The sequence below is a fragment of the Streptomyces fagopyri genome (assembly GCF_009498275.1).
Lineage (GTDB): Bacteria > Actinomycetota > Actinomycetes > Streptomycetales > Streptomycetaceae > Streptomyces > Streptomyces fagopyri.
This window is the reverse complement of the sequence record NZ_CP045643.1, coordinates 6,696,596-6,720,362: the sequence shown is the minus strand read 5'-3', so window position 1 is coordinate 6,720,362 and position 23,767 is coordinate 6,696,596. Positions and strand designations below refer to the sequence as shown.

At 71.9% G+C, this 23,767-nt stretch carries 23 protein-coding genes, 1 pseudogene and 1 riboswitch; of the genes and pseudogenes, 12 read left to right on the top strand and 12 right to left on the bottom strand.

What is annotated here, in order from left to right; all coding sequences use genetic code 11:
* The first annotated feature begins 8 nt into the window (after positions 1 to 8).
* The 3 genes from GFH48_RS29010 (at position 9) to GFH48_RS29000 (ending at position 3,223) form a co-directional block, all read left to right on the top strand.
* Positions 9 to 635, top strand: a complete 627-nt coding sequence (locus GFH48_RS29010; RefSeq protein ID WP_153291057.1) for a TetR/AcrR family transcriptional regulator — start codon at positions 9 to 11, stop codon at positions 633 to 635.
* Positions 636 to 1,028: 393 nt separating this feature from the next.
* A complete protein-coding gene (locus tag GFH48_RS29005; protein WP_153291056.1) occupies positions 1,029 to 1,643 on the top strand; it encodes a DUF4126 domain-containing protein in 615 nt (204 codons plus the stop codon).
* 56 nt (positions 1,644 to 1,699) lie between these two features.
* Complete coding sequence (locus GFH48_RS29000) at positions 1,700 to 3,223, top strand: phytoene desaturase family protein (protein ID WP_153291055.1); 1,524 nt, start codon at positions 1,700 to 1,702, stop codon at positions 3,221 to 3,223.
* 100 nt (positions 3,224 to 3,323) lie between these two features.
* Here GFH48_RS29000 and GFH48_RS28995 read toward each other — a convergent pair whose 3' ends face one another.
* The 7 genes and pseudogenes from GFH48_RS28995 to GFH48_RS28965 form a co-directional block, all read right to left on the bottom strand.
* Positions 3,324 to 4,328 carry an SCO2102 family sporulation regulator gene (locus tag GFH48_RS28995; protein ID WP_153291054.1) on the bottom strand — a complete coding sequence of 335 codons (1,005 nt, stop codon included), beginning with the start codon at positions 4,326 to 4,328 and terminating at the stop codon, positions 3,324 to 3,326.
* Positions 4,329 to 4,384: 56 nt separating this feature from the next.
* The gene (metF, locus tag GFH48_RS28990; RefSeq protein WP_153291053.1) at positions 4,385 to 5,308 is read right to left on the bottom strand and encodes a methylenetetrahydrofolate reductase [NAD(P)H]; all 924 of its coding nucleotides are present in this window, start codon (positions 5,306 to 5,308) and stop codon (positions 4,385 to 4,387) included.
* A gap of 182 nt (positions 5,309 to 5,490) precedes the next feature.
* Positions 5,491 to 6,135: a thiamine phosphate synthase gene (gene thiE / locus GFH48_RS28985; protein ID WP_153291052.1), complete on the bottom strand. Its 645-nt coding sequence runs from the start codon at positions 6,133 to 6,135 to the stop codon at positions 5,491 to 5,493.
* A 94-nt stretch (positions 6,136 to 6,229) separates the two neighbouring features.
* A complete protein-coding gene (locus tag GFH48_RS28980) occupies positions 6,230 to 6,595 on the bottom strand; it encodes an Rv2175c family DNA-binding protein (RefSeq protein ID WP_153291051.1) in 366 nt (121 codons plus the stop codon).
* 565 nt (positions 6,596 to 7,160) lie between these two features.
* Positions 7,161 to 8,393, bottom strand: coding sequence for an NAD(P)/FAD-dependent oxidoreductase (locus tag GFH48_RS28975; RefSeq protein ID WP_153291050.1), 1,233 nt, complete (start codon positions 8,391 to 8,393; stop codon positions 7,161 to 7,163).
* 764 nt (positions 8,394 to 9,157) lie between these two features.
* Positions 9,158 to 9,598: a hypothetical protein gene (locus tag GFH48_RS28970; RefSeq protein WP_153291049.1), complete on the bottom strand. Its 441-nt coding sequence runs from the start codon at positions 9,596 to 9,598 to the stop codon at positions 9,158 to 9,160.
* A gap of 187 nt (positions 9,599 to 9,785) precedes the next feature.
* Positions 9,786 to 10,118 (bottom strand): annotated as a pseudogene (locus GFH48_RS28965) (hypothetical protein); the annotation flags it as partial.
* A 52-nt stretch (positions 10,119 to 10,170) separates the two neighbouring features.
* A riboswitch (TPP riboswitch) is annotated at positions 10,171 to 10,282 on the top strand.
* Here GFH48_RS28965 and thiO point away from each other — a divergent pair.
* The 6 genes from thiO to GFH48_RS28935 all read left to right on the top strand — a co-directional run bounded on the left by thiO (position 10,280) and on the right by GFH48_RS28935 (position 15,888).
* Positions 10,280 to 11,458, top strand: coding sequence for a glycine oxidase ThiO (gene thiO, locus GFH48_RS28960; protein WP_153291048.1), 1,179 nt, complete (start codon positions 10,280 to 10,282; stop codon positions 11,456 to 11,458). Its footprint overlaps the riboswitch before it by 3 nt.
* On the top strand, positions 11,455 to 11,655 hold the full coding sequence (thiS, locus tag GFH48_RS28955; RefSeq protein ID WP_153291047.1) for a sulfur carrier protein ThiS: 201 nt from the start codon (positions 11,455 to 11,457) through the stop codon (positions 11,653 to 11,655). The genes thiO and thiS overlap by 4 nt, the downstream gene beginning before the upstream one ends.
* A gap of 4 nt (positions 11,656 to 11,659) precedes the next feature.
* A complete protein-coding gene (locus tag GFH48_RS28950; protein ID WP_153291046.1) occupies positions 11,660 to 12,454 on the top strand; it encodes a thiazole synthase in 795 nt (264 codons plus the stop codon).
* A gap of 258 nt (positions 12,455 to 12,712) precedes the next feature.
* A complete protein-coding gene (gene pknB, locus GFH48_RS28945) occupies positions 12,713 to 14,668 on the top strand; it encodes a Stk1 family PASTA domain-containing Ser/Thr kinase (RefSeq protein WP_194280710.1) in 1,956 nt (651 codons plus the stop codon).
* A 108-nt stretch (positions 14,669 to 14,776) separates the two neighbouring features.
* The gene (locus GFH48_RS28940) at positions 14,777 to 15,655 is read left to right on the top strand and encodes a deoxyribonuclease IV (RefSeq protein ID WP_153291045.1); all 879 of its coding nucleotides are present in this window, start codon (positions 14,777 to 14,779) and stop codon (positions 15,653 to 15,655) included.
* A gap of 92 nt (positions 15,656 to 15,747) precedes the next feature.
* Positions 15,748 to 15,888 (top strand): hypothetical protein, encoded by a 141-nt coding sequence (locus GFH48_RS28935; protein WP_153291044.1) that lies wholly within the window; start codon positions 15,748 to 15,750, stop codon positions 15,886 to 15,888.
* A gap of 51 nt (positions 15,889 to 15,939) precedes the next feature.
* Here the strand turns inward: GFH48_RS28935 and GFH48_RS28930 are convergent, their stop codons facing one another.
* Positions 15,940 to 16,572, bottom strand: a complete 633-nt coding sequence (locus GFH48_RS28930) for a sulfite oxidase-like oxidoreductase (RefSeq protein WP_153291043.1) — start codon at positions 16,570 to 16,572, stop codon at positions 15,940 to 15,942.
* Between the two features lie 157 nt (positions 16,573 to 16,729).
* Between GFH48_RS28930 and bfr the strand changes: the two genes are divergently transcribed.
* Positions 16,730 to 17,209, top strand: a complete 480-nt coding sequence (gene bfr, locus GFH48_RS28925) for a bacterioferritin (protein ID WP_153291042.1) — start codon at positions 16,730 to 16,732, stop codon at positions 17,207 to 17,209.
* Positions 17,210 to 17,234: 25 nt separating this feature from the next.
* On the opposite strand, the gene GFH48_RS28920 is transcribed toward bfr, so the two are convergent.
* Positions 17,235 to 17,504, bottom strand: a complete 270-nt coding sequence (locus GFH48_RS28920) for a (2Fe-2S)-binding protein (RefSeq protein ID WP_153291041.1) — start codon at positions 17,502 to 17,504, stop codon at positions 17,235 to 17,237.
* 162 nt (positions 17,505 to 17,666) lie between these two features.
* The gene (locus GFH48_RS28915) at positions 17,667 to 19,019 is read right to left on the bottom strand and encodes a class II 3-deoxy-7-phosphoheptulonate synthase (protein ID WP_153291040.1); all 1,353 of its coding nucleotides are present in this window, start codon (positions 19,017 to 19,019) and stop codon (positions 17,667 to 17,669) included.
* 217 nt (positions 19,020 to 19,236) lie between these two features.
* Here GFH48_RS28915 and GFH48_RS40185 point away from each other — a divergent pair, with 217 nt between their 5' ends.
* A complete protein-coding gene (locus GFH48_RS40185; RefSeq protein WP_153291039.1) occupies positions 19,237 to 19,395 on the top strand; it encodes a trp operon leader peptide in 159 nt (52 codons plus the stop codon).
* A gap of 95 nt (positions 19,396 to 19,490) precedes the next feature.
* Entirely contained in the window at positions 19,491 to 21,395 is a 1,905-nt protein-coding gene (locus GFH48_RS28905; protein ID WP_153291038.1) for an anthranilate synthase family protein, read from the top strand.
* 408 nt (positions 21,396 to 21,803) lie between these two features.
* Here GFH48_RS28905 and GFH48_RS28900 read toward each other — a convergent pair whose 3' ends face one another.
* Complete coding sequence (locus GFH48_RS28900) at positions 21,804 to 22,832, bottom strand: 6-phosphofructokinase (protein WP_153291037.1); 1,029 nt, start codon at positions 22,830 to 22,832, stop codon at positions 21,804 to 21,806.
* Between the two features lie 145 nt (positions 22,833 to 22,977).
* Positions 22,978 to 23,625: a response regulator gene (locus tag GFH48_RS28895; RefSeq protein WP_153293163.1), complete on the bottom strand. Its 648-nt coding sequence runs from the start codon at positions 23,623 to 23,625 to the stop codon at positions 22,978 to 22,980.
* Between the last annotated feature and the right edge of the window lie 142 nt (positions 23,626 to 23,767).

The following is a 23,767-nucleotide window of genomic DNA, read 5'->3' as shown; positions in this document are numbered from 1 at the left end:
TCAGGGCCATGGAAAGCAGCAGCACCACGGCAGGCGGCGGTCGCCGCGAGGCCACCCGGCAGAAGCTCTACGAAGCGGCCGTCACCCTCATCGCGGAACAGGGCTTCTCCGCCACCACCGTGGACGAGATCGCCGAGCGCGCCGGAGTCGCCAAGGGCACCGTCTACTACAACTTCGCCAGCAAGGCCGTCCTCTTCGAAGAGCTGCTGCGGCACGGGGTGGGACTGCTCACCGCCTCCCTGCGCGAAGCCGCGGAACGGACCGAGCGCGAGGGCGGCACGCGAGTCGACTCCCTGGACGCGATGATCCTGGCCGGGCTCGTCTTCATGGACCGCTACCCGGCCTTCACCCAGCTGTACGTGGCCGAGGTGTGGCGTACCAACCGGGCCTGGCAGTCCACGCTCATGGTGGTCAGGCGGGAGGCCGTCGCGGTCGTCGAGGACGTCCTGCGCGCGGGAGTGGCGGGCGGTGAGCTCAGCGACGAGATCGACATCCCGCTGACCGCGGCCGCCCTGGTCGGCATGGTCCTGGTGGCCGCCCTGGACTGGCAGGCCTTCCAGCCGGAGCGATCCCTGGACGACGTCCACGCGGCGCTCTCACGGCTGCTCCAGGGACGGGTGAGCGGCAACCGCTAGGTCCGGGACGTCCCGCGCCCCGGGCCGTTGTGGCCGGGGCGCGGCGAAAGCGCCGGTCCGAGGCGGCCGCGTCCCCCGCGAGCCGCTCCGCACCGGCGCTTCGCCGTGCTCCCCCGTGTTCCCCGTCGGGCCCCGTCCGGTCGTCCCCCGGGTCCCCCGTGCCTCACTCCCGCCGACCGGGCCGGCGGAAGGAGCGGCCAAGGGCGCGAGAACCGTTCCGCCGCCCCGTGCCGGCGGTACCGGAGCCGCGCCCCCTTCCGTGCCTCCACTTTCCCGTGCACGCGGGCCGGCCCCCATCCGTCCGGGTACTCATCTCCGTCACTGGGTACGGATACCCGTGCCTGGGCGCTCATGCCCAGGACGGACCGTCGTCAACTGGTTACGATCGCTGGCGTGTCCGTACTCCCCCTGGTCTTCACGAGCGGCTGGGCCAGCGGCATCAACGCGTACGCGGTGGTGCTGCTGCTCGGCGTCTTCGGCGCGACCGGCCTGAGCGACGACGTCCCCGAGTCCCTCCAGCGCCCCGACGTCCTCATCGCGGCGGGCGTCCTCTTCCTGTGCGAGGCGGTCGCCGACAAGATCCCGTACGTGGACACGGTCTGGGACTCGGTGCACACCGTGGTCCGGCCGGTGGCGGGGGCCGTGGTCGGTGCGCTGCTCGCCGGCCACAGCGGTTCGCTCCCCGATCTGGCCGCGGGTGCGATCGGCGGCTCGACCGCGCTGGCGAGCCACGCGGTCAAGGCCGGGACCCGGATGGCGATCAACACCTCGCCCGAGCCGTTCACCAACGTCGGCATGAGCCTCGCCGAGGACCTCGGGGTCGCGGGCATCCTGACGTTCGCGATGTTCCACCCCGTCGCCGCGGCGGTGATCGCCGCCGTGCTGCTGCTCGCGGGGCTGCTGACGCTGTTCTTCCTGGTCTCCCGGATCCGGCGGTTCCTGCGCCGCAGGGCCCAGCGCCGGGAGGAGAGACGGCTCGCCGCGCGGGTCGGGCCGCCACCCGGCTGACCCCCGCGAGAGGCCCCTGGCCCGTCCTGTCAGTGGTGGCCGATAAAGTCGCGGGCATGGGACGGATCGCGGTGATCGGCGCCGGGACGGGCGCGATGGCGGCCGCCGCCCGGCTGGCCGTCGCGGGCCATCGGGTGGTGGTGTACGAGCGCGCGTCGACGTACGGCGGGGCGCTGGGCCGCTTCGAGCGCGACGGCTTCACGTTCGACACCGGCCCCGGCCTGCTGCGGGTGCCCGCCGTCCTGCGCGATCTGTTCGTCAAGACGGGCAAGGAGCCGCTGGAGGCGTGCGTCGACCTGGTCCAGGTGGACCCGTCCGCGCGCCATGTCTTCGCCGACGGCACGGAGGTCGCGCTGCCGAACGCCTCCCGAGCGGGTGTCGTCACCGCCCTCGACCAGGCGCTCGGAGCGGGCGCCGGCGAGCGGTGGGGCGACTTCCTGGTGCGGGCCCGCGAGGCCTGGGACCGGACGCGGCGGCCCCTCCTGGAGGAGCCGCTCTGGCCGAACTGGCAGGTGCTCGCCGACCAGGAGCCCTACCCCGCGGTGCCGCACAGAAGGATGCTGCGCACCCGCCGGGCCGGCACCCTCGCCGAGGTCGGCTCGTGGGAGCTGCGCGAGCCGCGCCTGGCCGCCCTCCTGGAGAGCCACGCCCTCGCGTACGGGCTCGACCCCCGCGCCGCACCGGCGAGCGCGGCGGTGCTCCCGTACATGGAGCACGCCTTCGGCACGTGGTACGTGCGCGGAGGCATGCGGGAGCTGGCGCGCGCGATGTACGAACGGTGCCTGGCCCGCGGGGTCGGGTTCCGCTTCGGGACGCCGGTCGGACGGATCGTGGAGAAGGACGGGCGCGCGGTGGGCGTCGAGCTCGCCGAGGACCCTTCCGCGGGTCACGGCTCCGCGACGGCCACGGTCGAGGACGCGGACTTCGTGGTCGCCGGTGTCGCGCCCGAGGTACTGGACCGTCTCGTCGGCGGGACGACCCTGCACGGCGACGACGAGGTCGCGCCGCGTCGGGGCGCCCCGAGCAGGCTGACCGTGCTGCTGGCGCTGCGCGGCGGCCGCCCGGCGGGGGTGGCGCACCGGACGGTGGTGCACACGGCCGACCGCGAGGAGGAGCTGGAGCGGCTCTTCGGCGAGCGTCCGGGATTCCCCGCCGCTCCCACGGTGACACTCTCACGTCCGGACGACCCCGGTCCCGCGCCCGACGCGGAGCACGAGGCGGTCACCGTGACGGTCACGGTGCCCTCGGGCCTCGAGGTGTCCGAGGACGACGTGGAGCGGGTGCTCGACGCCGCCCGGCGCGCCGTGCCCGACCTACGTGAGCGTCTGCTGTGGCACGAGGTCCGCACCCCGGCCGACATCGCGGAGGCGACGGGAGCCGAGGGCGGCGCGGTGCCCGCACCGGCCCTCGCGGCGGCGTCCGGCCGGCTGCTGCATCCGTCGAACCGCACCCGCGTGCCGGGGCTGTTCACGGTCGGTGGCTGGGCGCATCCCGGCGGTGGGCTTCCGCACGCGGGGATGTCGGGTGCCCTGGTGTCCGGGCTGATCGTGGAGGGACCGGACTTCCGGGGCTCACAGTGAGTCCGCGGGCGCCCCGACCACGTCCTTGGGCCGCCCCGTGGCGGCCCCTTCGGGCCTCCTGCCCGGTGACCCCCTGAGACGCTCCCGCCTCTCGGGACGGTCAGTACCGGTACTGCTCGTCGAACCCGGCGCCGTTGCCCTGGCCGTTCCCGTTGCCCTGGCCGTTGTCCTGGTAGGGATACTGCTGCTCGGGCGGGAGTTCGCCGCCGTACTGGCCGTCGGTGCTGCGCTGCTGCGGGACCCAGACGCCGCCGGCCGGGGTCTCGCCGCCGTAGCCGCCGGTGGCGTACTGGTCCTGACCGTAGCCCTGCTGCTGCGTGTACTGCTGATCGCCGCCGTACGTCATGTCGTACGCGGCGCCGTTGTAGGTCTGCGTGCCGATGTACGGGTCGGAGTAGGCGGCGTACTGCTGCTGCTGGCCGTTGTCGTAGCCGTACTGCTGCTGGTCGTACCCGGAGTAGCCGTCGTAGGCGTAGGCCTGCTGGTCCTGGGAGGGGGCGGCGGCGTAGGACTGGTCCGACTGACCCGCGGCGGCCGCGTAGGCGGCGTCGCTGTAGACGCCGTAGGAGCCGGTGTCGTCGGGCAGGGGCTGCGGCTCGTACACGGCCGTGCTCCCGGTCGCCGTGAGGTCACCGGAGCCGGCCGGCATGAACCGGTCGGAGTGCGCGGGCGTGAAGACGTCGTCCTCGCGGGTGTAGTCGTCGTCGCCCTGCGGATACCGCGCGCCCTCGGCCGGCTCCTGCTCCGCCTCGAGGTCGGAGACCTCCAGGCCCGGATCCTGGCTGTCCGGCTCGCCGCGGCGGCGCTTGCTCCTGCCCGAACTCTTCTCCGGAGCCTTGTCGGCTCCCTGACGGTTGCCCACCGCCCAGCCGGCCGCGAAACCGCGTCGGAACGACAGCGTGACGTACGTCTGGCCGACCGCGAAGGCGGCCGCACCCAGACCGACGACGATCACGGACGGGATCAGCACACCGAGGACCACTCCGGCGAAGCCGGCGAAGGCGAGCAGCCGGTAGCGCAGCCGCGCCTTGTACTGCAGCAGAACCTCGCCGAGGAGCCACAGTGCGACGATGCCGAAAGCGATATAGAGGACCGTCAAGCCCATGTACGCCCCTCTCCCAGTGGCCGCTACGCAGTGTGTCGTACGCGGGTGCGGCCGGTCTAGGCCTGCTGTGGGTGGTGCAGGCCCAGATTCTCGTAGATTTCCAGCGTCGCCGTGGAGTTGTTCAGCGTAATGAAGTGCAGTCCGGGGACGCCCTCGTCCAGCAGCTTCGCGCAGAACTCCGTCGCGAACTCGATGCCAATGGAGCGTACAGCCGCCGGATCGTCTTTGGATGTGAGGATCCGCTCTTTCAGGACGTCCGGGAACGAAGCGTTACTGAGCTGTGGAAGCCGCTCCAGCATTTTCACACTCGTCACCGGCATGACCTCGGGGATCACCGGTGTCCCGCAGCCCGCCGCCACGACCCGGTCGCGCAGCCGCAGGTACGACTCGGGCTGGAAGAACATCTGCGTGATCGCGTAGTCGGCGCCGGCCCGGCACTTGTCGACGAAGTGCGCGACGTCCGCGTCCCAGTCGGCGGAGCGCGGATGCATCTCGGGGAAGGCGGCGACGCCCACGCAGAAGTCGCCGGACTCCTTGATGAGACGGACCAGTTCGGCCGCGTAGGTCAGACCCCGGGGATGCGGGACCCAGTCGCCCATGGGGTCCCCGGGCGGGTCACCGCGGACCGCGAGCATGTTCCGGATGCCGGCGTCCGCGTACTGGCCGATGATGTTGCGCAGCTCGGCCACGGAGTGGTTGACGGCGGTGAGGTGCGCCACCGGGGTGAGCGTGGTGTCGGCGACGATCTGCTCGGTCTCCCTGACCGTGCCGGCCCGGGTGGAGCCGCCGGCTCCGTAGGTCACCGAGACGAAGTCGGGAGCGACGGCCTCGACCCTGCGCAGCGCGTTCCACAGGTTCCGCTCGCCCTTGGGGGTCTTCGGCGCGGAGAACTCGAACGAGTACGTCTTCTTGCCGGACGCGAGCATGTCGCTCACGACGCGTGCGCGGTCAGTCCTGGTGGAGGCAGATCCGAGGGCCATACCGGCAGGTTAGCCAGGGGGCGCCGGTCCCCCAACCGAACCGCAGGGAATTGTCTCATTCGTCGGCTTCTTGTCCACCCCTCGGACAGACGGCGGGACCGCCCGCCGGACGGACGGCGGGACTGCCCCGCCGGACGGCGGGATGCCCCCGCTTGCGGCGGGCCGGACCGGTCCCGGACGGTTCAGGCGTGCCGCAGCCGCTTCGCGAACTCCGCCGCGGCCGACGCGGGGTCGTCCGCCTCGGTGATCGCGCGGACGACGACGACACGGCGGGCGCCCGCCTCCAGCACCTCGTCCAGGTTGCCCAGGTCGATGCCGCCGATGGCGAACCAGGGGCGGGCGGTGCGCAGCGCGGCGGTGTGGCGGACCAGGTCGAGGCCCGGTGCGTGGCGGCCGGGCTTGGTGGGGGTGGGCCAGCAGGGGCCGGTGCAGAAGTAGTCCACGCCCTCCTGGACGGCGGCGGCCGAGGCCTCCTCCGCCGCGTGCGTGGACCGGCCGATCAGGACCTCGTCGCCGAGGATGGCGCGGGCCGCGGGGACCGGGAGGTCGCCCTGGCCCAGATGGAGTACGTCCGCGGCGGCCGCGTGGGCGACGTCCGCCCGGTCGTTGACCGCGAGGAGCTTGCCGTGGCGGGCGCAGGCGTCCGCGAGGACCTGGAGGTGCTCCAGCTCCTCGGCCGCCTCCATGCCCTTGTCACGCAGCTGCACGATGTCCACGCCGTTCGCCAGGACGGCGTCCAGGAACTCGGCGAGGTCGCCCTGACGCGTCCGCGCGTCCGTGCAGAGGTAGACGCGGGCGTCGGCGAGGCGGGCGGCGTTCTCGGGCATGCGTGTGTCCCCCGTGGTGCGGCGGTGCGTACGGACCACGGCGGCCGGGTGGTCCTGGGCCGGCCGTGGTCCGTACGCCGGGCGTTTCGTCGGATCAGACGGCGAGCGCCTGGGCGCGGCGCTTCACCTCCGTGCCACGATTCTCGCTCAGAGCCTGCGCGGGGGTGCCGGGCAGGGTCGAGTCGGGGGTGAAGAGCCACTCGAGCATCTCTTCGTCGGTGAAGCCGTCGTCCCGCAGGAGCGTCAGGGTGCCGGTGAGGCCCTTGACGACCTTGTCCTCGTCGATGAAAGCGGCGGGGACGTGCAGCGCGCGGTTCTCACCACGGCGTACGGCGATCAGCTGGCCTTCCTTGACCAGCTGCCGGACGCGCGTCACCTCGACGCCGAACTGTTCGGCGATGTCGGGGAGGGTGAGCCAGGCGGGGACGAGAGCATCGATCTTTGCGTCAATCTCGGTCACGGGACAAGCCTGCCATCCCGGACTGACACTCGGTACCCGAGCGCCGCCCGTCCCGCGTCAGAAGCACGTCAGAAGCGCGCGAATCCGGCAGAATTCCGCTGAATCGCGGCGCGGCCGCACGGGTGGTGGGTCCGCCCCGGCCGCGTCCGGCGAGGGGGACCGCCCGGACCGGACGCACCCTTCCCCCGCCCGCCGCGGGCCTTCCGAGCGCCCTTCACCCGTCCGCCGGAGATCCGAGGCCGCGCCGAGGCCGCGCCGGGGCCGCGCCCGCCGGGGTCTCCGGAGCCCCGGCCGGTCGCGTGCCGGCGGGTGGCGGAGCCCGCCCGGCCCGTGGCCGCGAGGTCCCGCCCGCCTCGCGACACCCCGCACGCACACTCGCCGCCTCGCGACCGCCCCGCACGCACCCCCGCCGCACCGCGACGCCCCGCACGCACGCCCGCCGCACCGGGCAGCCCCGGGTACTTCAGGTACGAGGCCCACCGCGTCCGGCGCGCCGACGGCACACGACGGACGCGCCGCGAGGCCCGCCCCCTGACGGAGCCCCGAGGGACTGCGCGGACGCGTCCTAGGCCATGGCCTCCTTCAGGGGACGTGACGGGTCCGACAGGATCTCCGGGTCCAGCGGCATGCCCGCCTCGATCAGACGGCGGCCCTGGGCCAGGTCGCGGGGACGGCCCACCGCCAGAAGGGCGACGAGGCGGGAGTCGCGCAGCCAGCAGACCGTCCAGGCGGCGCTCGCCGGGTCGCCGCGCCAGACGGTCGTGTCGGCGGGCGCGTGGTGGCCGACGTACTGGACGAAACGGCCGAACTGCTCGGACCAGAAGTACGGAACCGGGTCGTACGCCGCCGGGGCCTCGCCGATGATGTTCGCCGCCACCGTGCGCGGTCCCTGCAGGGCGTTGTCCCAGTGGTGGACGAGGAGGCGCTCCTCGTACCGGCCCGAGGGGAAGGAGGCGCAGTCGCCGACCGCGTAGACGTCCGGCAGGGAGGTGCGCAGGTGGTTGTCGGCCACGACCTCGCGGTGGGCTCCGAGCTCGATGCCGGAGCCGGCCAGCCAGGCGGTGGCGGGCCGGGCGCCGATGCCGACGACCACGGCGCCCGCGGGCACCCGGGATCCGTCGTCGAGCACCACGGCGCCGGGCTCGACGCGCTCCACGCGCGCGTGCGTGCGCAGCGAGGCCCCGCTGTCCGCGTACCAGGCCGCCATCGGCGCGGCCACCTCGGCGGGCAGCGCCCCGGCCAGCGGCCGGTCGGCGGCCTCGACGACCGTCACCGCGCACCCCGCCTCACGTGCCGCCGTGGCGAACTCCGCGCCGATCCAGCCCGCCCCGACCACCACGATGTCGTGCTGCCGGGCGAGCACGGGGCGCAGCCGTTCGGCGTCGTCCAGGGTGCGCAGGAGATGGACGCCGGGCATGCCCTCGGCGCCGGGGAGCTGGATCGGTTCCGCGCCGGTCGCCAGGACCAGCAGGTCGTAGCGGACCGGTCCCGCGGCGGTGTCCAGTTCATGGTCCCCGGGGCGCAGGCCCAGCGCCTCGCAGCCGAGTCTCAGTTCGATGCCCAGTGCCTCGAAGTCGATGTCGAAGGCGGAGTGCTCGGCCTTGCCGAGCAGCACCGCCTTGGACAACGGCGGCCGGTCGTACGGCTGGTGCGGCTCGGCGCCGATCAATGTCACGGCGCCGGTGAAGCCCTGTTCGCGCAGGGCCACCGCGGTCTGTACGCCGGCCATGCCCGCGCCCGCGATGACGACCCGGCGTGCCGTGGACCCCTGCGTCTGCCCCTGCGTCTGCTCGCTCACCTGATCACCATAGACACGTGACAGGTATCGCTTACCTGCAAATGGTGTGCGCGGCGCCCCGATAACCAGGGATTAAGCGTTCGTCGTCTGTCGTTGCCTGTCGTGGTCGGCCACCCTCGGACGGCCCACAGACGGCCCAGCCTCGGCCCCCGAGGAGTCGCTAACGCTAGCGGCAGAGATCGCTAACGTTAGCAACCCCACTAGCGACCAAAACCGCTGATGACCAGCACGTTAGCGGTCAGCGAGCCATCTGGGCAGACCTCGGAATCGGACCGCACGACGCCTCCGAGAGGGGCACGACCGGATCGCCGGCCGTCTGCGCGACCTTCAAGGCTCGCTACGCTCGCACGCCGACGTCGTCAGGAGCTCCCATCTGAGGGCTGCCCCCTCGATGCGCACTATGGGCACGGTGGTCACTGAGGTCCACAGGGCACGTCGGTCGGTCACTCAGAGTCGGTGGCGGTCAGGCCGGGTCGCGATGGTTGCTGTACTTCGCTGCTGTATTGCCACCGGCCTTGCTGACCACCACCGCTTGAGGAGCGAGGTGGGGCGATCACGCGCCGAGTTGAGGTTCCTCGACTCGCGCAGTGCCGTCATGCTGCCCGCGCTGTGCCCCGGTTCTCCCTGAGTTGCCGCCCGTTTGGCACGAGAGTGGCACGGCTCAACAGCCGTCAAACGGGGTGGGTCCATCCATGGCGTGCAGGGCAGTGTTGCGGCGAACCCTGGAATCCGTCGGATGGCGGGCGGGCTTCGACGACCGAAGCCTAGACGTAGGCCGAGCGCTCCGCACCGCAGGAGCCGTCCTGTATGTGCAGCCTTGGGTAACTGCCCCTACAAGCCCTGAACGAGATGAAGTCTCCCTCAGGGAAGTTCTTGTTCTTAAAGCGCCAACCTGCGTCGGAACCCGCATTGTTCCAAATGTTCCCGGCACGAACGACCCGGCCGCTGGCGTCCACCACTTCCCAAGCGACGACGGCCGAGAGATCGTCTTTAAAGTCGTCCTTGACGCCGAACCAGTCACCATTGGCGTAGAAGCAGGCCTGGGACCACGAGCCGGTCGAGGTACAGATTGTGTCATTGCCCGGGTCCGTCGTGCTGGTAGCGAGGTCATCCTCGATGGCGACAGCGGAGGCGCTGGTGACGGTCAGCATGGTGGCGGCAGCAACGGCGCCTACGACTGTAGCTATGCGCATTCTCAATGTCATGATCAGATCATATGCTCAAGATTCACTCGTGTGTCATGCTCCAGACGTAGACAACCTGCCCCAACGGTTGGCCCCCGCTCCCATCCCGCGCACGCCACACTCGGCCGGCACACGCGAACGGCGCCCCCAGCCGGTCCGCCCGTCGTGCGGGGGCCCCCGCCGGGTGTCCGGCCCGTTCCACCGGTTCCACCTGTTCCACCACGCTGGTCCCCCGGCCCGGCCTCGACTCCCACTCCCAGGTCTCCTCCAGCCGCAGCCGGCCGTCGGCGAGCTCCACCACGACGGACACGCAGTGCCCTCCGGACGTCGTGCCGTCGTGTCCCAGCTGGACGTACCGGAAGTCGAGGCGGTCGCCCCGCCGGGTTCCCACGAGACGGCCGCGGGCGATGTCCCCGCCCGCGTACTCGGCCCAGATCCCGCCGTCCTTCTCGTGGTACGTGAACCGGGTGCCGGTCCCCACCTGGCCCGGCGCCTGATCGGTGACCGGGGCGAGGACGAGGCCGTCGAGCGAACGGGCCATGCGCGGAGGCTCCCTTACTGAGGCGTGCGGCAGCGAGCTAGGGTGGTCAACGTAGAGCACTCGCGGGAGCCCGGACGTACCGGGCTGAGAGGGAGGCTGGCGGCCTCCGACCGTACGAACCTGATCCGGGTCATGCCGGCGAAGGGAGGGGCTGGACGCCCATGTCGCGTACACCGGCGGAGAGGTCCGTCACGTCCGACGTCCTGGTGGTGGGGGGCGGGATCATCGGCCTGGTCACGGCGTGGCGGGCCGCGCAGCGCGGGTTCGCCACGACGGTCGTGGACCCGGAACCCGGCGGCGGGGCCGCGCAGGTGGCCGCCGGAATGCTCGCCGCCGTCACCGAACTCCACTACGGCGAACAGACCCTGCTGGGCCTGAACCTCGCCTCCGCGCGCCGCTATCCGGACTTCGTCGCCGAGCTCACCGAGGCGGCGGGCCAGGATCTCGGCTACCGCCGGTGCGGCACGCTGGCCGTCGCCCTGGACTCCGACGACCGCGCCCATCTGCGTGAACTGCACGCCCTGCAGATCCGTTCGGGGCTCGACTCGGAGTGGCTCAGCGGTCGGGAGTGCCGCCGTCTCGAACCCATGCTCGCGCCCGGTGTCCGTGGTGGTCTGCGCGTCGACGGCGACCACCAGATCGACCCGCGCCGCCTCGCGAAGGCCCTGGTCACGGCGTGCGAGCGGGCCGGGGTGGTGTTCCACCGCGGCTGGGCGGAGCGACTGACGGTGGTCCGGGATCGGGCCACCGGGGTCGTCACCGCGGCCGGCGACGGACTGGAGGCGGCGCGGGTGGTGCTGGCCGGGGGCAGCCTCAGCGGGAGGCTCGACGGCGTGCCGGACGACGTACGGCCGCCCGTGCGCCCGGTGAAGGGGCAGGTGCTGCGGCTGACGGTGCCGAAGCGGTACGCGCCGTTCCTGAGCCGTACCGTGCGGGCGGTGGTCCGCGGCAGTCAGGTCTATCTGGTGCCACGCGAGAGCGGCGAGCTCGTCGTCGGCGCGACCAGCGAGGAGCTGGGCTGGGACACCACGGTGACCGCGGGCGGGGTGTACGAACTGCTGCGCGACGCCCACGAGCTGGTGCCCGGGATCACCGAACTGCCGCTCACCGAGACGCGGGCCGGACTGCGCCCCGGCTCGCCCGACAACGCTCCGCTGCTCGGCCCGACCGGGCTCGACGGACTGCTGCTGGCCACCGGCCACCACCGCAACGGCGTCCTGCTCACTCCCGTCACCGGGGACGTCATGGCGCACGTCCTCGCCTCGGGGGAAGTCCCCGAGGAAGCGCGCCCCTTCACCCCCCACCGGTTCAGCCCGACCCGCACGGAGCAGCCCGTATGAACATCCTCGTCAACGGCGAGCGCCGGCTCGTCGCCGCGGACACCGCCCTCGGCACACTCGTCGCCACCCTCACCGCGGCGCCCTCCGGCGTCGCGGCCGCGCTCAACGAGACCGTCGTCCCGCGCACCCAGTGGTCGTCCACGCCCCTGCGCGAGGGAGACCGCGTCGAGGTCCTCACCGCAGTCCAGGGAGGCTGAACCCATGGCCGACGATCCGTTCGTCCTCGGAGGTACGTCCTTCTCGTCCCGGCTGATCATGGGTACGGGGGGTGCGCCCAGTCTCGACGTGCTGGAACGGTCGCTCGTGGCGTCCGGTACGGAGCTGACGACGGTCGCGATGCGCCGGGTGGATCCCGCGGCGCACGGCTCCGTGCTGTCCGTGCTCGACCGGCTCGGCATCCGGGTGCTGCCGAACACGGCGGGGTGCTTCACCGCGGGCGAGGCCGTGCTCACCGCGCGGCTCGCACGGGAGGCGCTCGGCACGGACCTGGTCAAGCTGGAGGTCATCGCCGACGAGCGCACCCTGCTGCCCGACCCGATCGAGCTGCTCGACGCCGCGGAGACGCTGGTCGACGACGGGTTCACGGTGCTGCCCTACACGAACGACGACCCCGTGCTCGCGCGCAAGCTGGAGGACGTCGGGTGCGCGGCGGTCATGCCGCTGGGCTCGCCCATCGGGTCCGGCCTGGGGATCCGCAACCCGCACAACTTCGAGCTGATCGTGGAGCACGCGCGCGTGCCGGTGATCCTGGACGCGGGGGCCGGTACGGCGTCGGACGCGGCGCTGGCGATGGAGCTGGGGTGCGCCGGTGTGATGCTCGCCTCGGCCGTCACCCGTGCGCAGGAACCGGTGCTGATGGCCGAGGGCATGCGGCACGCCGTGGAGGCGGGGCGTCTGGCGCGGCGCGCGGGGCGGATTCCCCGGCGGCACTTCGCCTCGGCGTCCTCGCCCGCGGAGGGCCTGGCGCGGCTGGATCCGGAGAGGCCGGCCTTCTGAGCGCAGTCCCGTGCCCCGCCGGGGGCGGACCGCCCGCCGGGGCACCCTCGCGTGTCGTCGCGGGCTCCTCCGCCGGCCGGTGCGGCGGCTGTTTCCGGCCGGTCGGAACGTGCGGGGCTCCGGGCGGCGGGGCCGGCCGCCGGCGGAGCGGGCCGCGTCACCCCTTCGGCGCGATGTGCGTCACAGGTCGGCTGCAGTCCCGCCCCGGTACGGGCCGGACCGGGAGGGCCGACGGCGACGGCTCGTAGACTCCCTTGCGTGGATACGACCCTTCAGGACCCGCTTGTCGGGCAGATGCTCGACGGCCGCTATCGCGTCGACGCCCGGATCGCGGTCGGCGGGATGGCCACGGTCTACAGGGCCCTGGACACCCGCCTGGACCGCGTGCTCGCGCTCAAGGTGATGCACCCGACGCTGGCCGCCGACGTCTCGTTCGTCGAACGGTTCATACGGGAGGCCAAGTCGGTTGCCCGGCTCGCGCACCCCAACGTGGTGCAGGTCTTCGACCAGGGGACGGACGGGTCGTACGTCTACCTGGCCATGGAGTACGTCGCGGGCTGCACCCTGCGCGACGTGTTGCGCGAGCGCGGGGCGCTCCAGCCGCGGGCCGCGCTGGACGTCCTGGAGCCGGTGCTCGCCGCGCTCGGCGCCGCGCACCGCGCCGGGTTCGTGCACCGTGACATGAAGCCGGAGAACGTCCTCATAGGGGACGACGGCCGGGTCAAGGTGGCGGATTTCGGCCTCGTGCGGGCGGTGGACACGGTCACGCAGACGACGGGGGCCGTACTCGGCACGGTGTCGTACCTCGCTCCCGAGCAGATCGAGCACGGCACCGCCGACACCCGCGTCGACGTGTACGCCTGCGGAGTCGTCCTCTACGAGATGCTCACCGGCGGCAAGCCGCACTCCGGCGACTCCCCGGCCCAGGTGCTCTACCAGCATCTGCACGCGGACGTGCCGCCGCCTTCGGCCGCCGTGCCGGGCATGCCCTTCGCCCTCGACCAGCTGGTCGCCGCGGCGACCGCCCGCGACCCCGGGATGCGCCCGCACGACGCGGTGACGCTCCTCGGCCAGGTGCTGGAGGCACGCGCGGGGCTCAGTGCCGAGCAGCTCGACGCCGTACCGCCACAGGCACTCACCGCGGGCCACGACAACGCGGAGGACCGCACCAGCGTGATCCCGCGCTCCCTGTCCGTGCCGCGTCTGCTGCCGGTGAACGAAGGCTTCGCGGACGGCGGGGAAGGCGGGGCCGACCGGACCAGCCGGTTCGACCGGACCAGTGTGCTGGCCTCCGAGCCGCCCGCCCCCGCCCGGCGGCGCGGCTCACGCTCCCGGCGCGGCACGATCCTGATCGTCACCGCGATCCTGCTGGCGCTCGGCCTCGGCGCGGGCGTCTGGTACATCAACTCCGGCCAGTTCACCAAGGTCCCGCTGCTGCTGGCGAAGACCGAGACACAGGCCAGGTCACGGATCGAGGCGGCCGGTCTCGACGTCGGGCAGGTCAAGCACGCGTACAGCGACACCGTGAAGCGCGGCACCGTGATCAGCAGCGATCCGCAGCCCGGCGCGCGGATCCGTGACCACGACTCCGTGTCGCTGACCGTCTCCGACGGACCGAAGACGGTGCGCGTGCCCGACCTCCAAGGCGTCACGCTGTCCAGGGCCAGGGAGCTGCTGAAGGGTGACGGACTCGCCGCTGGCATGACCACCCGGGAGTTCAGCGGGGACGTGGCCAGGGGCTCGGTGATCCGTACGGACCCGGAGGCGGGCACGCGGCGGCACGCCGGCTCGGCCATCGCCCTCGTCGTCAGCAAGGGCGGTCCGGTGGAGGTCGAGGATGTCACGGGGACGTCCGTCGAGGACGCCACGGCGGAGCTCGAACAGGCGGGCCTGAAGGTGCGGATCGCGGCCCAGCGGGTCACCTCGGAGTTCGACAAGGGGCAGGTGGCGCGGCAGTCGCCGGAATCGGGCAGCGAGGCCGCCACGGGCGACACCGTCACGCTGACGGTCTCCAAGGGTCCTGAGATGGTGTCGGTCCCGGACGTGGTGGGCGACAGCGTGGACGACGCGAAGAAGGCACTGGAGGACGCCGGGTTCGAGGTCGACGAGGACCGTGGACTGCTCGGACTCTTCGGGGACCACGTCAAGAACCAGTCGGTGGCCGGCGGCAGGACAGCGCCCAAGGGATCGACGATCACCATCGAGATCCGCTGAGCCCGGACGTCCGCCGGCCGGTGCCGGAATCCACGGAGTCCGGCCCCGGCGGTCCGCCGACCGGAACGTGAAGGTCCGCCGAAGGGTTCCACCGGAGCGCGTGACACCCTGAAGGGTGTGACCAGCAAGCAGCTCCGCAACCCCGTCGGCGGCCATGTCCCCGTGGCCGGCGGTCTCGACTCCGTCGGTCTGGCCTACGCGCGCGAGATCGGCGCGGAGAGCGTCCAGGTCTTCGTCGCCAACCCGCGCGGCTGGGCGACGCCCGCCGGGAATCCCGGACAGGACGAGCGGTTCCGCGCGGCCTGCGCGGCCGGCTCGATCACCGCGTACGTGCACGCCCCGTATCTGATCAACTTCGGTTCGCACACCGCGGCGACGGCCGAGAGGTCGGTGGAGTCGCTGCGGCACTCGCTGCGCCGGGGCCGGGAGATCGGCGCGCTCGGCGTGGTCGTGCACACGGGCAGCGCCACCGGGGGCCGGGAGCGTGCGGTGGCCCTCGCACAGGTACGCGAGCACCTGCTGCCGCTGCTGGGCGAGCTGACCCACGACGACGACCCGTACCTGCTCCTGGAGTCGACCGCGGGCCAGGGCGCCTCCCTCTGCTCCCGCACCTGGGACTTCGGGCCGTACTTCGAGGCGCTGGACGCCCATCCGAAGCTGGGGGTCTGTCTCGACACCTGCCACATCTACGCGGCGGGCCACGACCTGACCGGGCCGGACGGGATGCACCGGACCCTGGATCTGCTGGTGGACACCGTCGGCGAGGGCCGGCTCAGGCTGATCCACGCGAACGACTCCAAGGATGTGGTCGGCGCCCACAAGGACCGCCACGAGAACATTGGCTCCGGCCATATCGGCGAGGACCCGTTCCGCGCGCTGATGACCCACCCCGCCACCGAGGGCGTACCGCTGATCATCGAGACACCCGGCGGCAAGGAGGGGCACGCGGCCGACGTGGAGCGGCTGAAGAAGCTCCGCGACGGCTGAACCCGTCGATCCGGGAATACCCCCTAGGGGTATGAGGTCGGGACGGATGGTTCCGCTCGTACGGGAACCACCACCTGACGCCGGGGGTCCGCGTGCGGCACGAGACGCACACCAGTTCCGAGAGACCCGCGCACACCCCTGCCCACACCATGGGCGGGGTCACCTGGTCGACGGCCGCACAGGCCACCAGCCGCGGCAAGGGCCACGCCCTGGTGCACCGCCACCACCACTGACGCACTCGCCGGGGCAGGTCGGAGCTCGGGGCAGGTCGGAGCTCGGGGCGGTCAGAGCTCCGGGCCGTCCCCGGGCTCCTCCTGGTACGAGTAGCGCTGCTCGCGCCACGGGTCGCCGATGTTGTGATAGCCGCGTTCCTCCCAGAATCCGCGGCGGTCGGCCGTCATGTACTCGACGCCGCGGACCCACTTGGGCCCCTTCCAGGCGTAGAGATGCGGGACGACCAGACGGAGCGGGAACCCGTGCTCCGCCGTCAGCAGTTCGCCGTCCTTGTGTGTGGCGAAGATCGCGCGGTCGGAGGCGAAGTCGTCGAGGCGCAGATTCGAGCTGAATCCGTACTCGGCCCAGACCATCACATGGGAGACCGCGGGCGAGGGCGGAGCGATCTCCAGGATCGTGCGCGCGGGGATGCCACCCCATTCGGCCCCGAGCATGCTGAACTTCGTGACACAGTGCAGATCGGCCATGACCGAGGTGTACGGCAGGGCCGTGAACTCCTCGTGGGTCCAGCAGCGCTTCTCGCCGTCCGCGGTGGCGCCGAAGACCCTGAACTCCCAGCGTTCGGGGCGGAACTTGGGCACGGGACCGTAGTGCGTGACGGGCCAGCCACGCTGCAGTCGCTGTCCCGGCGGAAGCTCCGACTGTGCCGCCGTTCCCGTTCCCCGCTCCACCGGCTGACCCATGACTCCATCCTGACAGACCCGGGGCGGTGCCCATGACCAGCACAGTCCCTATCAGGGCAACTCCTACTAAGCGTGTACTTACTGGACGGCCCGGGACGCCGGTGCGAGGATGCGGCGCAACCTGCCCAGTTCCCCCCGCTTGGAAGGAGCCTCTGCGATGCAGGGCGACCCCGAGGTCATCGAGTTCCTCAACGAGCAGCTCACCGGCGAGCTGACCGCGATCAACCAGTACTTCCTGCACGCGAAGATGCAGGAGAACTTCGGCTGGACGAAGCTCGCGAAGTACACGCGGCACGAGTCCTTCGACGAGATGAAGCACGCGGAGGTGCTCACCGACCGCATCCTGTTCCTGGAGGGCCTGCCCAACTACCAGCGGCTGTTCCACGTCCGGGTGGGCCAGACCGTCACCGAGATGTTCCAGGCCGACCGGCAGGTGGAGGTCGAGGCGATCGACCGCCTCAAGCGCGGGATCGAGGTGATGCGCAACAAGGGCGACATCACGTCCGCGAACATCTTCGAGTCGATCCTCGAGGACGAGGAGCACCACATCGACTATCTGGACACCCAGCTGGAACTGGTCGAGAAGCTCGGCGAGGCGCTGTACATCGCGCAGCTGATCGAGCAGCCGGAGAGCTGACCCGGCGGCGGAGCCGGTACGGGAACTAGGCGGCCTCGGCCGTCACCGCGGGCATGGGGTGACCCGCGAGACCGGAGAGCTCCGCGAGGGCCGGCCGGCCCTGGTCCGCGAGCTCCCGGCGCGGGCACGCGCCGCGTCCCAGCAGGGACTGGATCTGACGGACGCACGACCCGCAGTCCGTGCCCGCCTTGCTCACCGACGCGATCTGGCGCGGGGTGCAGGCGCCGTCCTCCGCGTGCTTCTTCACCTGCGCCTCGGTGACACCGAAGCAGCTGCAGACGTACACGCGGTTCACCTCCCGGGGCGGGGTCGACAGGTCATGCCCTCCCGATGAACGGTGAGGCTAACCTAACCTTACCCGCCGTCCCGAGTCCGCAAAAGCGCGAGGGGGCGCGGATCGTATGTGATCCGCGCCCCATCACACTCCGCCGCGAGGGACGGAACAGACCTCGATCCGCTACTGGTCCCGGTACATCTCGGCGACCAGGAAGGCCAGGTCAAGGGACTGGCTGCGGTTCAGGCGCGGGTCGCACGCCGTCTCGTAGCGCTGGTGCAGGTCGTCGACGAAGATCTCGTCGCCGCCGCCCACGCACTCGGTGACGTCGTCACCGGTGAGTTCGACATGGATGCCGCCGGGGTGCGTACCCAGGCCCTTGTGGACCTCGAAGAAGCCCTTGACCTCGTCGAGCACGTCGTCGAAGCGGCGGGTCTTGTGACCCGAGGCCGCCTCGAAGGTGTTGCCGTGCATCGGGTCGGTCACCCAGGCGACGGTCGCGCCGGAGGCGCTGACCTTCTCGACCAGCTCGGGCAGCTTGTCGCGGACCTTGTCCGCGCCCATCCGCACGATGAAGGTGAGCCGGCCCGGCTCGCGCTCCGGGTCGAGACGGTCGATGTAGTGCAGCGCGTCCTCGGCCGTCGTCGTCGGACCCAGCTTGATGCCGATCGGGTTGCGGATCTTGGAGGCGAACTCGATGTGCGCGCCGTCCAGCTGCCGGGTGCGCTCACCGATCCACACCATGTGGCCCGAGACGTCGTACAGCTTGCCGGTGCGGGAGTCGACGCGGGTCAGCGCCGACTCGTAGTCGAGGAGCAGCGCCTCGTGGGAGGCGTAGAACTCGACGGTCTTGAACTCCTCCGGGTCGGTGCCGCAGGCCCGCATGAAGTTCATCGCGTTGTCGATCTCGCGCGCCAGCTGCTCGTAGCGCTGGCCCGAGGGGGACGACCGCACGAAGTCCTGGTTCCAGGCGTGGACCTGGCGCAGGTCGGCGTACCCGCCGGTGGCGAAGGCGCGCACCAGGTTGAGGGTGGAGGCGGACGCGTTGTACATCCGCTTCAGCCGCTCGGGGTCCGGGATGCGGGCCTTCTCGTTGAAGTCGAACCCGTTGACCGAGTCGCCGCGGTACGTCGGCAGGGTCACGCCGTCCCGGGTCTCGGTGCCCTTGGAACGCGGCTTGGAGTACTGGCCGGCGATCCGGCCGACCTTCACCACCGGCACCGAGGCGGCGTAGGTGAGTACGGCACCCATCTGGAGCAGGGTCTTGAGCTTGTTGCGGATCTGGTCGGCCGACACCGCGTCGAAGGCCTCGGCGCAGTCGCCGCCCTGGAGGAGGAACGCCTCTCCCTTGGCGACGGATGCCATCCGGGCGCGCAGCTGGTCGCACTCGCCCGCGAAGACGAGCGGCGGATACGACTCGAGGTCCGCGATCACATCGCGCAGAGCCTCGGCATCGGGGTACTCGGGCTGCTGCGCCGCGGGCAGGTCTCGCCAGGTGTTGCCAGCGCTCGCGCTGGACTTAGCGTTCACGGTCACCTACACCACACTACGGGGTCACGCGCGGCGTCCTCTCCCGGTGCCCAGCGATTGAGACGTGCCACGCCCGCCCCGGGACGGTCCGGCAGGCGGTGTGAGCTGCGGGTCCGCCGGCGGAGCCGGTGGTTTCCGGCGGCGCCCGGCCCGCGCCGCGCCGGACGCACTCTAGGGAGATCACTGGACCGCCGCGGGCACGGACACCCTCACTCTCGAACGAATGGACGGAACCCGAGCGGCACGCGCGAACGGCACGCGCTACCGCCACGCCCCCACGCGTCGCGCTGTCGCCCGTCCCCCGGCGTCCGGTAATGTGCGGCGCATGTTCGCGCACTCGCACCAGACCTGGTGGTGGACCGCTCATCCGGCGGCCCACTGACTGCGCGTACGCAAGACTTCGCGAAGGCCGCCCGAGGGGCGGCCTTCGGCGTTCTCCGGGGTCGTTCCTCTCCGATGTGAGAAGGAACAGGACCGATGAATCTGCTCGACCTGCTGGACGATCCCCGCCCGTTCGCCCTGCTGTGCCGCCGCACCCCCGGCCGCTCCGCCGAGGAGGGCGGCACGGTGGAGGTGCTGCTCGGGCCCGTGGCCGAGTACGAGCGGCTCGCGGACCTGCCCGACGAGGCCCTCGCGCTCGTCCCCTTCCGCCAGATCCGCGAGCGCGGCTTCGACGTCCGTGACGACGGCACACCGCTCGCGGCACTGACCCCCGAGGAGACGCACGAGCTGCCGCTGGAGCAGGCGCTGGCCGAGCTGCCTGCGCACGACGTGCGGGTCGAGGGCGGGGGCTTCGACGTCGGCGACGAGGAGTACGCCGGGATCGTCGGGCGGGTGCTGCGCGACGAGATCGGACGCGGCGAAGGGGCGAACTTCGTCATCAGGCGTACGTACGAGGGGAAGATCCCGGGGTTCGGGAAGGCCGACGCGCTGGCCCTCTTCCGGCGGCTGCTGGTCGGCGAGCGGGGCGCGTACTGGACGTACGTCGTGCACACCGGGAGCCGGACGCTGGTCGGGGCGAGCCCCGAGGTGCACGTGCGGATGTCCGGCGGGACCGTGGTGATGAACCCGATCAGCGGGACGTACCGCTATCCCGCCGGGGGACCCTCCGCCGAGGGTCTGCTCGGCTTCCTCGCCGACGGCAAGGAGATCGAGGAGCTGTCCATGGTCGTGGACGAGGAGCTCAAGATGATGTGCACGGTCGGCGACATGGGCGGGGTCGTGATCGGGCCGCGGCTGAAGGAGATGTCCCATCTCGCGCACACCGAGTACGAGTTGCGGGGCCGGTCGTCACTGGACGCGCGCGAGGTCCTGAAGGAGACCATGTTCGCGGCGACGGTCACCGGGTCGCCGGTGCAGAACGCGTGCCGGGTGATCGAGCGGTACGAGCCCCTCGGGCGGGACGGTGTCGCACGCGGCTACTACGCGGGGGCGCTGGCCCTGCTCGGGCGGGACGCGGGCGGCTCCCAGACCCTCGACTCCCCCATCCTCATCCGGACCGCCGACATCGGCGCGGACGGACGGCTGCGGGTGCCGGTGGGCGCCACCCTGGTCCGGGGCTCGGACCCGGCGGGCGAGGTCGCGGAGACGCACGCGAAGGCGGCGGGGGTGCTGGCGGCCCTGGGGGTCGTGGAGAGCGGCCCGCGCGCACCGGGCGTACGGCCGAGGCTCGCCGACGATCCGCGGGTGCGGGCCGCGCTCGACGGCCGGCGGGCCTCGCTCGCGCCGTTCTGGCTGCGGATGCAGGAGCGGACCGACGCCCTGGAGTGCCACGCCCTGGTGGTGGACGGGGAGGACACCTTCACCGCGATGCTCGCGCACGTGCTGCGGTCGTCGGGGCTGGAGGTGACCGTGCGGCGGTACGACGAACCGGGGCTGCGGGGGGCGGTCCGCGCGCACGCCGGTCCGGTCGTGCTCGGTCCCGGCCCCGGTGACCCCTCCGACACGGACGACCCCAAGATGCGGTTCCTGCGCGGCCTCACGTCCGAGGTGATTCGGGAGCACCGGCACGGGGTGCTCGGCGTGTGCCTGGGCCACGAGCTGATCGCGGTGGAGCTGGGCCTGGAGACCGTCCGCAAGGAGGTCCCCCACCAGGGCGCGCAGACCACGATCGATCTGTTCGGGCGGGCGGAGACCGTCGGCTTCTACAACAGCTTCGTGGCGCGCTGCGACGACGAGGAGGCGGCGGAGCTGGCGGCACACGGCGTCGAGGTCGCGCGCAGCGGTGCCGGGGAGGTGCACGCGCTGCGCGGGCCCGGGTTCGCGGGCGTCCAGTTCCATCCGGAGTCGGTGCTGACGCTGAACGGGACCGCCGTCGTACGGGAGCTGATCGCTCGGCTTCGCGACACCGGCACGTTGTCCGAACGGCGGCCGGTGATGTAGTCGAGGACGTCGCGCGCCGTGGTGCCGGTGGTCCGGCCGGCGGCGTCGGGGCGCCGTGCCCGAGGGTGTCCTCGGCCGGGCGGGGACACCGGGCCGGCGGACCTCGTGACGATCCGCGAAGGCCTTCTTCTCCAGGGGCCTCTCGTCAGCCCCGCTCAGGGGCCTCTCGTCAGCCCCGCTCAGGGGCTTCTCGTCGGCCTGCACGCCGAGGGCGAGGGTGTCCACGAGGCCCACCAGGGGGCCGCCGAGTTCGCGGTCTTCTCGCCGCGGACCGTCCGCGCCGCTCACGGGCCCGGCCTCAGCCGCTCGTCCGGCGCGCGGACCGGTACCGCCGGGGCCGGCTCCCGCGGGGGCCGGAACACCGGCGCGCCGCCACGCGCGGGGCGTGGCGGCGCGTCGGCGGGCGGCTCAGCCGAAGAAGACGCCGACCTCCTCGTACAGCTTGGGGTCGACCGTCTTCAGCTTGGCCGTGGCCTCCGCGATCGGGACCCGGACGATGTCCGTGCCGCGCAGAGCGACCATCTTGCCGAAGTCGCCGTCACGGACCGCCTCGATGGCGTGCAGACCGAAGCGGGTGGCGAGCCAGCGGTCGAAGGCACTGGGGGTGCCGCCGCGCTGGACGTGGCCGAGGACCGTGGTGCGGGCCTCCTTGCCGGTCCGCCTCTCGATCTCCTTGGCCAGCCACTCCCCGACGCCGGAGAGCCGGACGTGGCCGAAGGAGTCGAGCGTGCCGTCCTTCAGCACCGCGTCGCCGTCCTTGGGCATGGCACCCTCGGCGACGACCACGATCGGGGCGTACGAGGCCTTGAAGCGCGACGTGACCCAGGCGCAGACCTGGTCGACGTCGAAGCGCTGTTCGGGGATGAGGATGACGTTCGCGCCGCCCGCGAGACCGGAGTGGATGGCGATCCAGCCGGCGTGACGGCCCATCACCTCGACGACGAGGACACGCATGTGCGACTCGGCGGTCGTGTGCAGGCGGTCGATCGCCTCCGTCGCGATGCCGACGGCCGTGTCGAAGCCGAAGGTGTAGTCGGTGGCGGACAGGTCGTTGTCGATGGTCTTCGGCACCCCGATGACATGGATGCCGTACTCGTCGTGCAGGCGTGCGGCCACGCCCAGGGTGTCCTCGCCGCCGATCGCGACGAGCGCCTCGACCTCCTGCTTGGCGAGGTTCTCCTTGATGCGCCGGATGCCGTTCTCCTGCTTGAGCGGATTCGTCCGCGAGGAGCCGAGGATGGTGCCGCCGCGGGGCAGGATGCCGCGTACGGCGGGGATGTCGAGCCGGACGGTGTCGTTCTCGAGCGGTCCGCGCCAGCCGTCCCGGAAGCCGACGAAGTCGTAGTCGTACTCCTGCACGCCCTTGCGGACGATGCCCCGGATGACGGCGTTGAGTCCGGGGCAGTCGCCGCCTCCGGTCAGTACTCCGACCCGCATGGAAAAGTCCCTTCGCCGCGATTGCCTGAGGGGACTCACGCTAATAGTGATCCAGGTCACTTCGTTATGGGGCGGAAGGGCAATTCCGTTGAAATGTGCGGGTGTTGATCACTCATCATTCACTCGATGGTGGACAACACAGGGTTTACGCCTCGTCAAGACCACGCTCGATGGCATAGCGGACCAGCTCCACCCGGTTGTGCAGCTGGAGCTTGCCCAGGGTGTTCTGCACATGGTTCTGGACCGTGCGGTGGGAGATCACCAGCCGCTCGGCGATCTGCTTGTAACTCAGACCCTTCGCCACCAGACGGAGCACCTCGGTCTCGCGGTCGGTCAGCCGCGGCGCCTTGGGCTCACCCGCGCCCGCGGACGGTACGGGCTCGGAGGCGAGCCTGCGGTACTCGCCGAGGACCAGACCCGCGAGGCCCGGGGTGAAGACCGGGTCGCCGACCGCCGTGCGGCGCACCGCGTCGGTCAGCTCCTCCGTGGACGCCGACTTCAGCAGATAGCCGGTCGCCCCGGACTTCACCGCCTCCAGGACGTCGGCGTGCTCACCGCTGGCCGACAGCACGAGGACGCGCAACGCGGGGTTGGCTCCGACCAGCTCCTTGCAGACCTGGACACCGGGCTTGGCCGGCAGGTTCAGGTCGAGCACGAGCACGTCCGGGCCGACGGCCCGCGCACGCCGCACCGCCTGCTCGCCGTCGCCCGCCGTGGCCACCACGGCGAAACCGGCCGCGGCGAGATCACGGGCCACGGCGTCACGCCACATGGGGTGATCGTCCACCACCATGACCTTGATCGGGTCCTCCCCCGTCCGCCGCTCCGCCCCCGCCGCTTCCGCTGCGCCCGCCATGCCCGCCGTGTCCGCCATGCCTACCGTGTCCGCCATGCCCGCCGTGTCCACCCTGCCCGCCGCGTCCGCCATGTCCGTC

Excerpts from the sequence above, each read along its gene's own strand:
- GFH48_RS29010 (WP_153291057.1), top strand. The coding sequence starts at position 9 with ATGGAAAGCAGCAGCACCACGGCAGGCGGCGGTCGCCGCGAGGCCACC.
- GFH48_RS29000 (WP_153291055.1), top strand. The coding sequence starts at position 1,700 with ATGGGACGGATCGCGGTGATCGGCGCCGGGACGGGCGCGATGGCGGCC.
- GFH48_RS28995 (WP_153291054.1), bottom strand. The coding sequence starts at position 4,328 with ATGGGCTTGACGGTCCTCTATATCGCTTTCGGCATCGTCGCACTGTGG.
- metF (WP_153291053.1), bottom strand. The coding sequence starts at position 5,308 with ATGGCCCTCGGATCTGCCTCCACCAGGACTGACCGCGCACGCGTCGTG.
- thiE (WP_153291052.1), bottom strand. The coding sequence starts at position 6,135 with ATGCCCGAGAACGCCGCCCGCCTCGCCGACGCCCGCGTCTACCTCTGC.
- GFH48_RS28970 (WP_153291049.1), bottom strand. The coding sequence starts at position 9,598 with ATGACATTGAGAATGCGCATAGCTACAGTCGTAGGCGCCGTTGCTGCC.
- thiO (WP_153291048.1), top strand. The coding sequence starts at position 10,280 with ATGTCGCGTACACCGGCGGAGAGGTCCGTCACGTCCGACGTCCTGGTG.
- thiS (WP_153291047.1), top strand. The coding sequence starts at position 11,455 with ATGAACATCCTCGTCAACGGCGAGCGCCGGCTCGTCGCCGCGGACACC.
- GFH48_RS28950 (WP_153291046.1), top strand. The coding sequence starts at position 11,660 with ATGGCCGACGATCCGTTCGTCCTCGGAGGTACGTCCTTCTCGTCCCGG.
- GFH48_RS28930 (WP_153291043.1), bottom strand. The coding sequence starts at position 16,572 with ATGGGTCAGCCGGTGGAGCGGGGAACGGGAACGGCGGCACAGTCGGAG.
- bfr (WP_153291042.1), top strand. The coding sequence starts at position 16,730 with ATGCAGGGCGACCCCGAGGTCATCGAGTTCCTCAACGAGCAGCTCACC.
- GFH48_RS40185 (WP_153291039.1), top strand. The coding sequence starts at position 19,237 with ATGGACGGAACCCGAGCGGCACGCGCGAACGGCACGCGCTACCGCCAC.
- GFH48_RS28905 (WP_153291038.1), top strand. The coding sequence starts at position 19,491 with ATGAATCTGCTCGACCTGCTGGACGATCCCCGCCCGTTCGCCCTGCTG.
- GFH48_RS28900 (WP_153291037.1), bottom strand. The coding sequence starts at position 22,832 with ATGCGGGTCGGAGTACTGACCGGAGGCGGCGACTGCCCCGGACTCAAC.
- GFH48_RS28895 (WP_153293163.1), bottom strand. The coding sequence starts at position 23,625 with ATGGTGGTGGACGATCACCCCATGTGGCGTGACGCCGTGGCCCGTGAT.